The organism is Roseovarius sp. Pro17 (genome assembly GCF_035599575.1).
Classification (GTDB): Bacteria; Pseudomonadota; Alphaproteobacteria; order Rhodobacterales; family Rhodobacteraceae; genus Roseovarius.
This window is the reverse complement of the sequence record NZ_CP141179.1, coordinates 67,111-81,595: the sequence shown is the minus strand read 5'-3', so window position 1 is coordinate 81,595 and position 14,485 is coordinate 67,111. Positions and strand designations below refer to the sequence as shown.

Here is a 14,485-nt window from a genome sequence, read left to right as displayed (position 1 = left end):
CCTGCCTGCAAATGCGCGACCATCCGGCCAATGCCGATCCGCGACCCACAAGAGGAAAACCAATCATGACCTCATTGCTGCTGCGAAACGCCCGTATCGTCGATGGCACGGCGCCCCGGCCCGGCGACCCGGTCGATATCGCCATCGAGGATGGCCGTTTCGTCGAGGTTGGCGCGGGCGTTTCATTCAGTGCCGAGGAAACGCTGGACCTAAAGGGCCAGATCGTGATGCCGGGGCTGATCGATTGCCATGTGCATGTCATCGCAACCACCGCCGACCTCAGCACAAATGCCGAATTGCCCAATTCCTGGATCGCGCTGCGATCGGCCCAGATGATGAAGGCGATGCTGATGCGCGGCTTTACCACTGTGCGCGATCTGGGCGGAGCCGACCGGGGCCTGCAAAAGGCGCAGGAGGACGGGCTGATGGACGCGCCGCGCCTCGTGATATGCGGCAAGGCACTGTCGCAGACCGGCGGACACACCGACTACCGCGGCCCTTATCACAGCCGCGACGTGCGCTACTACGAGGGCAAGCTGGGCGCGATGGGCCGCGTGTTGGACGGCGTTCCAGCCATGCAGATCGCAGTGCGCGAAGAGCTTAAGGGCGGCGCGCAATTCATCAAGATCATGGCGGATGGCGGGATTTCGTCACCCTCCGATCCAGTCGGATACTTGGTGTTTTCGGTCGATGAGTTGAAGGCGGCGGTCGAGATCGCCAAAGGCTTTGGCACCTATGTCTCAGGCCATCTTTATGACGATCGGGCCATCGTGCGCGCGCTGGATTGCGGGATCGAATGCGTCGAGCACGGTAACCTGATGAGCGATGCAACAATCGAACGCATCGCCCGCGAGGGGCAAGTCGTCGTGCCGACCAACATCACCTATGACAGGCTGGCAAAAACCGGCGCAGATTACGGCCTGCCGCCCGAGTCGGTGGCCAAGATCGCCGACGTGCGCGAGGCCGGGTTGGAGCGGCTGGCAAAAATGCACAAGGCGGGCGTGACGGTCGGCTACGGCTCGGACCTCTTGGGCGGGATGCAGCCGCACCAGTCGGGCGAATTCCCGCTGCGCGGGCAGTATATCCCTGCGGACGCCGTCATCCGTTCGGCCACAGTGGACGCGGCCAAGGTGCTGCGGATGGAGGGCGAACTGGGCGTGATCGCGCCGGGCGCGCATGCGGATCTGATCGTGGTGGATGGCAATCCGCTGGACGACCTGAACCTGTTGACGGAACAGGGCGCGCATATGCCGCTGATCATGCAAGGCGGCGTCGCCAAAAAGAAGACGGCGAATTTGTGATCTAACGGGAGGGTTTAGGCCCGCCCTTTGCATGATGTGTCGCGACCCATTGCGAGAGAGCCTTCCGGTTGGACCGAAATTGACCGTGCGCTTGCGGGTTTCAGCGACGGCGCCGAAAGATGCTGTTGAAAAGTGCGCTGGACCTGCTGACCCACCGCTAATTCACCCATGTTGAGAGTGCCAATATTGAAACAGAAACTTTAGTGCGAGCATCCTTGCAGCGGGCGATACCCGCCGCCTATGCCCTACTTCGTCTCATTGCGTTGAGCAGGCCGCCTCTACGAAGCCGGGGGCGAACTTGCTGACATCATATCGTGCCAGTCGTGCGCCTCGGCAAGCCTGGCGTCTGGCAAGGCTTAGGCACTGTGTTTGTGATGTTCTTACTTTTTAAGGGAGCAAGTTGGTGCGGTCGAGAAGACTCGAACTTCCACGGGTTTAACCCCACAGCGACCTCAACGCTGCGCGTCTACCATTCCGCCACGACCGCACTGCCATGGTGTGCCACGGCGTTTAGCGCCTTGAGATCAGTTTGTGAAGTGCAAATTCCAGCGCTGTGCGAGCTTGGGCAAAAACTGGGGCAGAGCGCGCTTTTCTCACCCGCAGCGCCAGTGTATCACGCGCCCATGGTAGAATGGAAGATATCGCCCGGCCTGACCGGCTATGAGGAGGCCCTCGCCACGATGGAGGCACGCGTCGGCGCCATAGCCAGCGGGGATTTGCCCGAACTGGTCTGGCTGCTGGAGCATCCGCCGCTCTATACGGCTGGCACGTCATCGCGGCGTGAAGATCTGATCGATCCAGACCGATTCCCGGTTCATGAGGCGCGACGCGGCGGGCAGTACACCTATCACGGACCGGGCCAGCGCGTCGTCTATGTCCTGCTGGACGTCGGTGCGCGCGGGCGCGACGTGCGCGCTTTTGTCCGCCAACTCGAGGATTGGGTGATCGCCGTTCTCGGCGAATTCAACGTCAGGGGCGAACTACGCGATGGCCGTGTCGGCGTCTGGGTGACCCGTGACGACAAGCCACTGACCGCCAGCGGAGAGCCGCCCGACGAAAAGATCGCCGCTATAGGCGTGCGCCTGCGCAAGTGGATCAGCTTTCACGGGATTTCGATCAACGTCGAGCCGGATCTGGAGCATTTCAGCGGCATCGTGCCGTGCGGCATCACGCAGCACGGGGTCACCAGTCTGGTCGATCTGGGCCTGCCTGTGACGATGGAAGATGTCGATGTCGCGCTGCGCCGATGCTTTGACGGCATCTTTTCAGGCTGAACGCACGCCACGGCCAACTAATTAAAACGGACTACGCAAAAAAATGCCCGCAACCCAGACAGGGTTGCGGGCGTCAACGCTGTGTCGTGCTCATCGCCAGTCAAAATGGACGGGACCGGCAATTGTGCGCGACGTCGCGGCGTTACATAGTGTTACTCGGCGACGGCGTCCTCAGACGGATGACGCACGTCTTTCAGGTCCAGATCGTCTCCGCCTTTGCAGTACTCGACCATTGCGGCCATCATTTCGTCATCGCCGCGCGCCATGTCGTGCTGACCTTCTTGGCCGGCGTCGTCATTTGCTTCGTCACCGTCGCTGGTGCTGCTGGACATCGAAGCGCCTTCTTCAACGCCGTCGTCGCCGGTCGCCTCATCGCGGGCTGCTTCGCGTCCGCCATCGGGGCCTTGCATTTCCATCATGGCTGCCGACTGGCCGTCAGCGTCCATCGCGTTGAATTCTCCGCACGTCATCGCGAAAGCGCCAGTCGAAAGAAAGGTGCCGACTGTCAGGGCTGCAGCTGCGGTGCTCAGTTTACGAAAGTTAGTCATAGTATCCTCCAGGTTGGTCGAACAACACGCTCCTGCGGTGTGCAGGTCTATCGCGTCGCTTGGGTCCACAACACAGCCCGCGCCCAATGGGTTCCATGATCCAAACGTTTTTCCTGGTCGTTCGGAGGGTTTTCCATCGGGATTTTGGATATGCTTGCGATCGACTGGGACAGCGCCGGGTATCAACCGCAGCGCGATGCGTATTGTCAGCGTAGGGTCCGCCAAACAGGCCGTGATGACGCAAGCGTGGACAGGGGTGCGACAATTTTATTCGCCACACACCGCACTCGGGCGTTGCCCGGACCAGTTTGGCGCACTAAAACCCATAAACAGACACTCGCGCGCAACGCGATCCAGCTATCCGCGTTCGAAACCATACCAGCAGGAGGCGCCCAATGGCAGATGCAGCCATTCATGGCCAAGACCACCACGACGAACGAGGGTTCTTTACCCGGTGGTTCATGTCCACGAACCATAAGGATATTGGTATCCTTTACCTCGTCGTGTCGGCATTCGTCGGCCTGATTTCAGTTCTTTTCACCGTCTACATGCGCCTCGAGCTGATGGAGCCGGGTGTTCAATACATGTGCCTCGAAGGCGCGCGTTTTATCGCCGATTCTGCGGCGGCCTGTACGCCTAACGGGCATCTGTGGAATGTGATGGTCACTTATCACGGCATCCTGATGATGTTCTTTGTGGTGATTCCCGCACTTTTCGGCGGTTTCGGCAACTATTTCATGCCCCTCCAGATCGGCGCGCCCGACATGGCGTTTCCGCGGATGAACAACCTTAGCTTCTGGCTATATGTGGCGGGTACATCTCTGGGTGTTGCGTCGCTGCTGTCGCCGGGCGGCAACGGTCAGCTGGGCTCGGGGGTTGGCTGGGTGCTGTATCCACCGCTGTCGACCTCCGAAACCGGGATGTCGATGGACCTCGCGATCTTTGCCGTGCACGTATCGGGCGCCAGCTCGATCCTGGGCTCGATCAACATGATCACGACGTTCCTCAACATGCGCGCACCGGGGATGACCCTGTTCAAGGTGCCGCTGTTCTCGTGGTCGATCTTTGTTACCGCTTGGATGATCCTGCTGTGCCTGCCGGTTCTGGCGGGGGCGATCACCATGCTTCTGACCGACCGTAACTTCGGGACGACCTTCTTTGATCCCGCAGGTGGGGGCGATCCCATCCTCTATCAGCACATCCTGTGGTTCTTTGGCCACCCGGAGGTGTATATCATCATCATGCCGGGCTTTGGCATCATCAGCCACGTTATCGCGACCTTCGCGCGCAAGCCTATCTTTGGGTATCTGCCGATGGTCTGGGCGTTGATCGCTATTGGCGCGCTGGGCTTTATCGTCTGGGCGCATCACATGTATACCGTCGGCTTGTCGCTGACCCAGCAGAGCTATTTCATGCTGGCCACGATGGTTATCGCGGTTCCGACAGGCGTGAAGGTGTTCAGTTGGATCGCAACGATGTGGAGCGGCTCGATCGAGTTCAAGACGCCGATGCTTTGGGCGTTCGGGTTCCTGTTTCTGTTCACCGTGGGTGGTGTGACCGGCGTGGTGCTGGCGCAGGCCGGCCTCGACCGGGCCTATCATGACACCTACTATGTCGTGGCGCATTTCCACTACGTGATGAGCCTTGGCGCCATCTTTGCCATTTTTGCGGGGGTCTACTTCTACTTCCCCAAAATGACCGGCAGGATGTATCCAGAATGGGCGGGCAAGGTGCACTTCTTTGCGATGTTCATCGGTGCGAACCTCACGTTCTTTCCGCAGCACTTCCTTGGCCGTCAGGGCATGCCGCGCCGCTACATCGACTACCCCGAGGCGTTCGCGCCGTGGAACTGGTGGTCGTCGATGGGTGCGTTCCTGTCCTTTGCGAGCTTTGTGTTCTTCTTCGGCGTGATTTTCTACTCGCTGTTCCGTGGCAAGCGGGTGACGGAAAATAACCCGTGGAACGAATACGCGGATACGCTGGAATGGACCCTGCCTTGCCCCCCGCCCGAGCACACGTTCGAGCAACTTCCCAAGCGCGAAGACTGGGACAAGGGCCACGCGCACTAAGGCGCTGGGTGATGTGAAGTGAAGAAAGGCCCCGGAGAGCATCCGGGGCCATTTTTCTTTGAATGCCAGTCTAAAATGCCGATGCGCGCGCCGCGTCGTACATCCCCCGATTGAAAACGATGCACCCTTCGCATACGGGACAACATGATTGACCTGTTCCCGGAATCCTGAAAAACTGCACTTTACCGCGCCAAATGGGCGCAAATTCAAGGTCGTAATGTGGAAGCTCTCGCACACCCCAGACAAACGGAACGGTTGGAGTTGCTGCACAGCTTCGAAATTCTCGATACGGACCGCGAGGCGGATTTTGACGATATCGCTCAGTTGGCATCGCAGATCTGCGGCACCTCTATTTCGGTCGTCAACCTCATCGACGCCGACCGCCAGTGGTTCAAGGCCGAAGTTGGCCTTGGCCTGCGCGAGACGCCGCTTTCGACCTCGATCTGCGCGCATGTCATCCTTCAAGATGATTTTGTCGAAATCCCCGATACGCTGAACGATCCAAGGATGAAGGACAATCCACTCTGTCAGGCCAATCCGGGGCTCAGATTTTATGCCGGCGCGCTGCTCAAATCCGACGATGGTCTGCCGCTTGGAACATTGTGCGTTTTGGACCATGAGCCGCGTACCCTGACGCCGCTTCAGCGGGACACTTTGCGCGTTCTGGCGCGTCAGGTCGTGGCACAATTGGAGATGCGCAAGGCTCTGAAGGGCAACAAGTTGCTGCGCCAAGAGATCGACCACCGCGTGAAGAACTCGTTGCAATCGCTGTCATCGCTCGTGGGCATCCAGCAGCGGACCGCCGTTAGCGACGAGACGATTTCTGCGCTGGGGACTATCCATTCGCGGATTCAGGCGGTGGCCCAGCTGCATGAACAACTCTATCGCACCGATGGCGGCCCGATCATCAATCTCAAGACCTATGTCGAGCAGTTGATTCAACATTTCGCGGTCATGGCGCCATCGAGGGTCCGCCTGATTCTGGAGGCAGAAGATTGCATGATACCATCGGCTCAGGCCGTTGCAGTGGGAACACTGGTGAATGAATTCGTCGCCAATTCGTTCAAGCATGCCTTTCCGGATGAACGCGGCGGCAAGGTCTTTATACAGATCACGCGCGGATCTGCCCCGAATACCGTCCGCTTCACCTGCCGCGACACCGGCGTGGGCCTGCCGCCCGAAGCCGAGGCAGTCCAAGGCGGGCTGGGAATGCTGATCGCACAGGTGATTTCGGCCGAATTACAGTCTGATCTACAGGTCGATACATTGCCATCCGGTCTATCGGTCAGCCTGGAGTTCGCCATTGCCGCAAGCGACGCCTGATACCAGCGGCCAGCGCGCCGACATCGTCGCCGGGGGCATACCCGATCATCCTGCGCGCGCCGCGACGGGGCCGCGCCCGTGGGTGCCGTCATAGCCATTCAGCGTCGGGCTGCTCCAGCCCTCCAATGCGCCATCTGCGGGCGCAAACACCTCGACCAGCAGGGGATAGCACACCGCCGCATCGCTGGAATGCTGGGTCGAGCAGTCTCCGCCGGGGCAGGCGCTTAGCGCGCCCAGCAGGTCGATTTCGGCAAAGAACTCGATGTAATCGCCGGGGCGCACCGGGCTGGCCTTCATGAAATATTGGCCGGTGTCGCGGGTGAACCCAGTGCACATAAAGACATTCAAAACGTCATGCACATGCCTCTCGGCCTCGTGAAGGGGCAGGCCTGTCTCGTCACTCAGCGCGCGGGTGAGGTTGGAGTGACAGCACTGGTGATACTGCCCGCCGCCCAGCAGATTGCCGGTATAGGGATCGCAGCGCGTGCCGATCACGTCATGGACCGACCCACCATAGCCGTCGATGCCATACCATTCCAGCGTGTCCTCAACGATCGTCGCCATAGGCCGCAGATGCGGCAGGTTGGACCACATGCACTGGCCTCGCGTGATGTGCGTTCCGTGCAGTGCGCGCGTCTTGCCGGAATAGAATCGTTCGAACAGATCAGCAGCGTTCCACAGGTTCAGATCGCCCACTTGGGGACCATCAACCGACGTGATACGGAAAAACTGGCCCGCACCTACGCGGAAGCATTCGGCATCGCGCGCGCCCACCAAAACTTCGCCCGTTTTGATCGCCCCCGACCGCGCCGCTGCATAGAGCGCCAGATCGGGCTGCGGCAGCGTGTCATTGGGATAGCAGATCACCGGGGCCACGGCGCGGCGGGCGGCGGCATCGTCTGGTTCGCTCATATCGGTCCTCGGATCCATGTCGTTACCTCACGCCTCCGGCGCGTCAGCGAGGCAGAGCTTTGGCGGTTTGCCATCCATTGTAAAGGTCTCGGCGCCGCAAGCCATGCAGTGATAATACCGTGCACCGTCCGCATCACGCGTGCGATCCTCGCGCCAACGGCAGCGACGTGTCTTACCATTGGAAAAGACCAGCAGCAGGACAAAAGCGATCGCGAATCCGGCAACGACGATCATGCAGAACCTCCCTTTGCGGCGCTCATCGCGATTTAGCGCAGTGGTGCGCGGCCCTCATCCCCGTCGCATTGCGCGAAATACAAGCGATTTGGCGCTTAGAAGGCTAAAACAGCCCCTTTAACCGCGTCCGGCCCCTCTCTATAAGGGCAACAAACCGGCGACCCAGAGTCGCCTCGTCGCGTTTAAACCCAAAGACAGGACACCGCCCACAATGTCCATACTGAGTAGAATCCCGGGGATGTTCACCTCGGACATGGCCATCGACCTCGGAACCGCCAATACGTTGGTCTACGTCAAAGGCCGGGGCATCATCCTGTCCGAGCCATCAGTCGTGGCCTACCACGTCAAGGACGGCGTGCGAAAGGTGTTGGCCGTGGGCGAGGATGCCAAGCTGATGCTGGGGCGCACGCCCGGCAGCATCGAGGCGATCCGCCCGATGCGCGAGGGTGTCATCGCCGATTTCGACACCGCCGAGGCGATGATCAAGCATTTCATCCGCAAGGTGCACAAACGCACGACATTCTCCAAGCCCAAGATCATCGTCTGCGTCCCCCACGGCGCGACACCCGTTGAAAAACGCGCGATCCGTCAGTCGGTCCTCAGCGCGGGCGCACGCCGCGCCGGCCTGATCGCCGAGCCGATCGCAGCGGCCATCGGCGCAGGCATGCCCATCACCGATCCGACCGGCAACATGGTCGTCGATATCGGCGGCGGCACGACCGAAGTGGCCGTTCTGTCACTGGGCGATATCGTCTATGCCCGCTCGGTCCGCGTCGGCGGTGACCGGATGGACGAGGCGATCATCAACTATCTGCGCCGCCAGCAGAACCTGCTGATCGGCGACGCGACAGCCGAGCGGATCAAGACCTCCATCGGCACCGCCCGCATGCCCGATGACGGACGCGGCGAAACGATGAAGATTCGCGGCCGCGACCTGCTGAACGGCGTGCCGAAGGAAACCGAGATCAGTCAGGCACAGATCGCCGAGGCGTTGACCGAGCCGGTGCAGCAAATCTGCGAGGCGGTAATGACCGCGCTTGAGGCGACCCCGCCGGACCTTGCCGCCGACATCGTCGACCGGGGCGTCATGCTGACCGGGGGCGGCGCCCTATTGGGTGATCTGGACCTTGCGCTGCGCGAGCAGACCGGGCTGGCCGTCAGCATCGCGGACGAGTGTCTGAATTGTGTGGCCCTCGGAACCGGCAAAGCGCTGGAATTTGAAAAACAGCTGCGCCACGCCATCGACTACGACAGCTGACGCGCGATTGAGGCACGGCGCGCGCCGCCGTAGCCTTGGCGTCGGGGCGTGGCTCCGCTTCACCTGAGGGATCCCCCGTTTGGCCAAGGATCGCAGACAGTCCGAAGACTATACCGGCCCGCTCAAACGGCTGCTGCTGGGCGTCCTGTTGATGTGTCTGCTGGGCCTGTTCCTGCTGTGGCGCATCGACAGTCCGCGCGTCGAACGGTTTCGCGCCTCCGTGGTTGACCGGGTCGTGCCCAATCTGGACTGGGCCATGGCGCCGGTGACCGGCACCGTGAACCTTCTCCGCGATTTCCAGAGCTATCAGCGTATCTATCGCCAGAACCAAGAGCTGCGCCGCGAGCTGCAGCAAATGCAGGCGTGGAAAGAGGCGGCCCTCCAACTGGAGCAGGAGAACGCGCGCCTTCTGGATCTGAACAACGTGCGCCTGGACCCGCGCCTGACCTATGTCACCGGCGTCGTCACTGCCGACAGCGGATCGCCCTTTCGCCAGTCAGTGCTGCTGAACGTGGGCGCGCGCGACGGCATCGTGGATGGCTGGGCGGCGATGGATGGCCTCGGGCTGGTCGGGCGGATTTCAGGCGTCGGCGCCAATTCCGCGCGCGTGATCCTGCTGACCGATACCTCCAGCCGCATCCCCGTCACCGTCCAGCCGTCGGGCCAGCGCGCGCTGATTCAGGGTGATAATACGGCGGCGCCGCCAGTCGACTTTCTCGACGATGCGGGCAGCGTACGGCCCGGTGACCGGGTCATCACCTCGGGCGATGGCGGTGTGTTTCCTGCCGGCCTACTGGTGGGGCGGATCGCTCAGGATCCCGGCGGACGCCTGCGTCTGCGCCTCGCAGCCGACTACGAGAGGCTGGAATTCCTGCGAGTGTTGCGCGACCACGCTGGTGTACGCATCGACGATACTGGCGATCTGATCGCACCCGAAACCGCGCCGACTGCGCCGACAGAACCCGAGACACCTGCCGAGGCGGCGATATCCACCGAGGATGCGACCGATGGCTGAGGACGCGCGCGCACATCTCTGGACCATGCGCGCGCTCTTTGCTGCGCTGTGCGCCGCGGTGATCTTCTGGCGGATTCTGCCGCTCAGCACGCTGCCTGCGGGTTGGGCGGGGCCGGATCTGATTACCGCGCTTGCCTTTGCGTGGGTGCTGCGGCGTCCCCAATACGCGCCGCCCCTGCTTATTGCGGCTGTCGTTCTGCTGACAGATCTGATGTTCCAGCGCCCTCCGGGCCTATGGGCCGCGCTGGTCGTACTGGGTTGCGAGGCGCTGAAATCGCGCGCGCCGGGCCTGCGCGATCTGAGCTTTGCCGCAGAATGGCTGGTGGTGGCCAGCGTCACAGTGGCGGTAATGCTGGCCTATCGGCTGACTTTGGCCATCCTGCTGGTGCCGCAGGCGCCGCTGGGCCTGAGCCTGATGCAAATGGCGATGACGGTGCTATGTTATCCCTTGGTGGTCATGGTCTCGTCCCTCCTGCTGGGGGTGCGCAAGGCCAAGCCCAGCGAAACCAGCAGACGGGGGCGCATATGAAACGTCAGACGCGCGACACGGCGATCAGCCAGCGACGCATCACGCGGCGCGGCCTGATGCTGGGCGCGGGGCAGGCAGGATTCCTTGGCCTTTTGGCGTGGCGGATGCGGCATCTTCAGGTCGATCAGGCCGACCAGTTCCGCCTGCTGGCCGATGAAAACCGCATTAAAATCCGTCTGATTCCGCCCGCGCGCGGCCAGATTTTTGACCGCAACGGGCTGGTCGTGGCCGAAAACGTGCCCAGCTACCGCATCATGCTGGAACGCGAAGAAGCGGGCGATGTCGAGGATACGATTGCGCGGCTGGGCCGTTTGATCCATCTAGACCCAGAAGAGCTGGAGCGCGCCCACGAGGAAATGCGCCGCTCGCGCGTGCATCCCGTGACCATCGCCGACCGCATATCCTGGGAAGAGTTGAGCCGCGTCGCCGTCAACGCCCCTGCCCTGCCCGGCGTGCGTCCTGAGGTTGGCCTGTCGCGCCGCTATCCAATGGAAAGTGAATACGCCCATGTTCTGGGCTATGTCGGCCCTGTCAGCGACTATGATCTGGACAAGATCGAAGCACCGGACCAATTATTGCTGATCCCGCGATTTCAGATCGGCAAGATCGGCCTTGAGGCAATGCGCGAGGACATGCTGCGCGGCAAGGCGGGCACCAAGCGGGTTGAGCAGAACGCCGCTGGCCGCGTCATGCGCGAGCTGGACCGCCGCGTCGGCGAGCCGGGCAAGGACGTGCAGATCACCACCGATAGCAATCTGCAATCCTACATCCACGCACGCCTTGCCGGGGAAAGCGCCGCTGCCGTGGTGATGGACTGCGAAAGCGGCGATATTTTGGCCACCGTGTCGACCCCCGGCTTTGACAGCAATCTCTTTGTACGCGGAATTTCAGTCAGCGATTACAAAGCTTTGCTAGAAAACAAGTATCGCCCCCTGCCGAACAAGGCGGTGCAGGGCATCTATCCGCCCGGCTCGACCTTCAAGATGGTGACGGCGCTCGCCGCGCTCGAAGGGGGGCAGGCCAACACCGAGGATACAGTTTATTGCCCCGGCCATCTGGAAGTCGCCGGGCGCAGATTCCACTGCTGGAAACGCGCCGGCCACGGCAATGTCGACCTGAACCGCGCCCTACGCGAAAGCTGCGACGTCTACTTTTACGAAATGGCCCTACGCACTGGTATTGAAAATATCAGTGCCATGGCCCGCCGCCTTGGTCTGGGCGTTGCGCATGACCTGCCGATGACCAGCGTCGCCGAAGGGCTGATCCCCACCAAGGCGTGGAAGCGCGAATCGCGCGGCGCCAACTGGGTGATCGGTGACAGCGTGAACTCGGCAATCGGGCAAGGTTTTGTGCTGACCTCGCCCTTGCAGCTGGCGGTAATGACCGCGCGCCTCGCCACGGGGCGTTCGGTGACACCACGCCTGATCAAGTCCGTCGGCGGCGTCGAGACGCCGACCGGCCATGGCGACGACCTGGGCCTCAATGAAAACAATCTGCGCAGCGTGCGCCGCGCCATGTACGACGTGTCGAACAACAAGCGCGGGACCGGCTATCGCAGTCGCATCGTCGCCGACGGGATGCGCATGGCAGGCAAGACCGGCACCAGTCAGGTGCGCAACATCACCGCCGCCGAACGCGCGCAGGGCGTGCGCAGCAACGCTGATCTGCCATGGGAGCGGCGCGATCACGCGCTGTTTGTCGACTATGCGCCCTATGAGAATCCAAAGGTCGCCGTCGCCGTGCTGGTCGAGCATGGCGGGGGCGGTGCGTCCACGGCGGCACCCATCGCGCGCGACATCACGCTTCAGGCGCTTTATCAGGGCGATCCACCCCTCGATGCCTACCCCACTGCAGATCAGGACCGCATCCGCATACAACAAGAACAGCTGCGCGAAGCGCGCCCCCATCACGGCCCGAAACCGAGCGATCGCGCATGAGCTATCTTGAATACACCGTCAAAAGCGTGCCGACGGGCCTGCGCAAGATCCTCTATATCAACTGGCCCATCGCGGTGTTGTTGACGGCGGTGGCCTGCATCGGGTTCCTCATGCTCTATTCCGTCGCGGGCGGCTCGGCCGAGCCCTGGATGGACCCGCAGCTGAAGCGTTTCGCCGTCGGTTTTGGCGCCATGCTGGCCGTCGCGATGGTACCGATCTGGTTCTGGCGCAACATCGCCGGACTGGCCTACGGCATATCGCTGGCGCTGCTGGTCGCGGTCGAACTCTTTGGCAGCATCGGCGGAGGCTCGCAGCGCTGGATCGAAATGGGGTTCATGCGTCTGCAACCCTCGGAGCTGATGAAAATCACGATGATCATGCTGCTGGCCGCCTATTACGATTGGTTGCCCCTCAGCAAGACGTCGCGCCCAATATGGGTGCTGTTTCCCGTCGTGCTAATTCTAGTCCCGGTCTATCTGGTGTTGACGCAACCCGATCTGGGGACAGCGATCCTGCTGATCGCTGCGGGCGGTGGCATGATGTTCCTCGCGGGGGTCCATTGGGCCTATTTTGCCGCCGTGATCGCCGCAGGGATCGGCCTTGTCACCACGGTGTTCAAGAGCCGGGGCACCGACTGGCAGCTGCTGGCCGACTACCAGTTTCGCCGGATCGACACGTTTCTGGACCCATCGACCGACCCGCTGGGCGCGGGCTATCACATTACCCAGTCCAAGATCGCGCTGGGATCGGGCGGCTGGACCGGGCGCGGGTTCATGCAAGGCACGCAATCGCGGCTAAACTTCCTGCCCGAAAAGCATACGGATTTCATCTTTACCACGCTGGCCGAGGAATTCGGCTTTATCGGGGCGATTTCGCTGCTGGGCCTCTATTCGTTGATCATCGTCTTTTGCATCAGTACGGCTATGACGAACCGTGACCGGTTTTCGTCGCTTTTGACGCTGGGAATCGCGGCGACGTTCTTTCTGTTTTTCGCGGTGAATATGTCGATGGTCATGGGCCTCGCGCCGGTCGTTGGTGTGCCATTACCGCTGGTCAGCTATGGGGGGTCGGCTATGTTGATCCTCATGCTGGGTTTCGGCATCGTACAGAGCGCGCATGTCCACAAGCCGAGGTAAGTAAATGACGATTCAGATCCTGTTTTCCGCCAAGGATGACCGCTGGCCGCAATACAATGGCCCACTGACACATGCGCTGCAGCAAGCGGGGATCACGGATTTCAACCTGTCACGCGATATTGCGCCAGAGGCTGTCGACTATATCGTCATGGCGCCCAATGGCCCGGTGCAGGATTTTTCGCCCTATACGAACTGCAAGGCGGTGCTGAACCTCTGGGCCGGTGTCGAAAATATCGTTGGCAATCCGACCCTCACGCAGCCTCTGACACGCATGGTTGATCATGGGCTGACGCGCGGTATGGTCGAATGGGTGACGGGGCATGTGCTGCGCCATCATCTGGGGATGGATGCGCATATCCTCGGGCAGGACGGCATTTGGCGCAGCGATATTCCACCACTGGCCGAGCAGCGCCCCGTCACTATTCTGGGAATGGGTGAACTTGGCACAGCCTGCGCCGAAGCACTGGTGATGTTGGGCTTTGACGTCACGGGCTGGAGCCGCTCGCCCAAGGATATTCCCGGTGTGCGCTGCCTGAATGGTGAGGGCGGCCTGCGCAAGGCGCTGAGCACCGCGCAGATCCTCGTGCTGTTACTGCCGAAAACGCCTGAAACCGAAAATGTGCTGAACGTCCAGCACATCGCCTTGATGCCGCAGGGCGCGATGGTGATCAATCCGGGACGCGGCCCGCTGATCGACGATCAAGCGATGATTGCGGCGCTGGATTCCGGGCAGATCGCGCATGCAACGCTGGACGTTTTCCGCGTCGAACCACTACCACCCGAGCATCCCTACTGGGCGCATCCATCGGTAACGGTGACGCCCCACATCGCGTCCGAAACGCGCGATGATACCGCCAGTCAGGTGATTGCCGAAAATGTCCGGCGCGGCGAAGCAGGTGAGCCATTTCTGCATCTGGTGGACCCCAAACTGGGGTATTGAGCGAAGACG

The 14,485-nt window shown here is 61.5% G+C and carries 13 protein-coding genes and 1 tRNA gene; 10 read left to right on the top strand and 4 right to left on the bottom strand.

Annotation, left to right across the window (positions count from 1 at the left end):
* The first annotated feature begins 65 nt into the window (after nt 1-65).
* Nucleotides 66-1,301, top strand: coding sequence for an amidohydrolase family protein (locus U3654_RS00380; RefSeq protein ID WP_324753393.1), 1,236 nt, complete (start codon nt 66-68; stop codon nt 1,299-1,301).
* 401 nt (nt 1,302-1,702) lie between these two features.
* Here U3654_RS00380 and U3654_RS00375 read toward each other — a convergent pair.
* Nucleotides 1,703-1,788, bottom strand: a tRNA-Leu gene (locus U3654_RS00375).
* A gap of 136 nt (nt 1,789-1,924) precedes the next feature.
* On the opposite strand from U3654_RS00375, the gene lipB reads away from it, so the two are divergent.
* A complete protein-coding gene (gene lipB, locus U3654_RS00370; protein WP_324753392.1) occupies nt 1,925-2,575 on the top strand; it encodes a lipoyl(octanoyl) transferase LipB in 651 nt (216 codons plus the stop codon).
* A gap of 152 nt (nt 2,576-2,727) precedes the next feature.
* Here lipB and U3654_RS00365 read toward each other — a convergent pair whose 3' ends face one another.
* The gene (locus U3654_RS00365) at nt 2,728-3,123 is read right to left on the bottom strand and encodes a hypothetical protein (RefSeq protein ID WP_324753391.1); all 396 of its coding nucleotides are present in this window, start codon (nt 3,121-3,123) and stop codon (nt 2,728-2,730) included.
* Nucleotides 3,124-3,518: 395 nt separating this feature from the next.
* On the opposite strand from U3654_RS00365, the gene ctaD reads away from it, so the two are divergent.
* Nucleotides 3,519-5,192, top strand: coding sequence for a cytochrome c oxidase subunit I (gene ctaD / locus U3654_RS00360; RefSeq protein ID WP_324753390.1), 1,674 nt, complete (start codon nt 3,519-3,521; stop codon nt 5,190-5,192).
* 219 nt (nt 5,193-5,411) lie between these two features.
* Nucleotides 5,412-6,515 carry a sensor histidine kinase gene (locus U3654_RS00355; RefSeq protein ID WP_324753389.1) on the top strand — a complete coding sequence of 368 codons (1,104 nt, stop codon included), beginning with the start codon at nt 5,412-5,414 and terminating at the stop codon, nt 6,513-6,515.
* A 45-nt stretch (nt 6,516-6,560) separates the two neighbouring features.
* Here U3654_RS00355 and U3654_RS00350 read toward each other — a convergent pair whose 3' ends face one another.
* Nucleotides 6,561-7,427 (bottom strand): urea carboxylase-associated family protein, encoded by an 867-nt coding sequence (locus U3654_RS00350; RefSeq protein WP_324753388.1) that lies wholly within the window; start codon nt 7,425-7,427, stop codon nt 6,561-6,563.
* A 27-nt stretch (nt 7,428-7,454) separates the two neighbouring features.
* A complete protein-coding gene (locus tag U3654_RS00345) occupies nt 7,455-7,661 on the bottom strand; it encodes a hypothetical protein (protein WP_324753387.1) in 207 nt (68 codons plus the stop codon).
* Between the two features lie 211 nt (nt 7,662-7,872).
* Between U3654_RS00345 and U3654_RS00340 the strand changes: the two genes are divergently transcribed.
* From U3654_RS00340 to U3654_RS00315, 6 genes are all read left to right on the top strand, one after another.
* Nucleotides 7,873-8,919, top strand: a complete 1,047-nt coding sequence (locus U3654_RS00340; RefSeq protein WP_324753386.1) for a rod shape-determining protein — start codon at nt 7,873-7,875, stop codon at nt 8,917-8,919.
* 79 nt (nt 8,920-8,998) lie between these two features.
* Nucleotides 8,999-9,934 carry a rod shape-determining protein MreC gene (mreC, locus tag U3654_RS00335; RefSeq protein WP_324753385.1) on the top strand — a complete coding sequence of 312 codons (936 nt, stop codon included), beginning with the start codon at nt 8,999-9,001 and terminating at the stop codon, nt 9,932-9,934.
* Entirely contained in the window at nt 9,927-10,463 is a 537-nt protein-coding gene (locus tag U3654_RS00330; protein WP_324753384.1) for a rod shape-determining protein MreD, read from the top strand. Before mreC ends, U3654_RS00330 begins: the two co-directional genes overlap by 8 nt.
* Entirely contained in the window at nt 10,460-12,400 is a 1,941-nt protein-coding gene (gene mrdA / locus U3654_RS00325) for a penicillin-binding protein 2 (protein ID WP_324753383.1), read from the top strand. The genes U3654_RS00330 and mrdA overlap by 4 nt, the downstream gene beginning before the upstream one ends.
* Nucleotides 12,397-13,536: a rod shape-determining protein RodA gene (gene rodA / locus U3654_RS00320; protein WP_324753382.1), complete on the top strand. Its 1,140-nt coding sequence runs from the start codon at nt 12,397-12,399 to the stop codon at nt 13,534-13,536. The genes mrdA and rodA overlap by 4 nt, the downstream gene beginning before the upstream one ends.
* A 4-nt stretch (nt 13,537-13,540) precedes the next feature.
* The gene (locus U3654_RS00315) at nt 13,541-14,476 is read left to right on the top strand and encodes a glyoxylate/hydroxypyruvate reductase A (RefSeq protein ID WP_324753381.1); all 936 of its coding nucleotides are present in this window, start codon (nt 13,541-13,543) and stop codon (nt 14,474-14,476) included.
* The last annotated feature ends 9 nt before the right edge of the window (nt 14,477-14,485 follow it).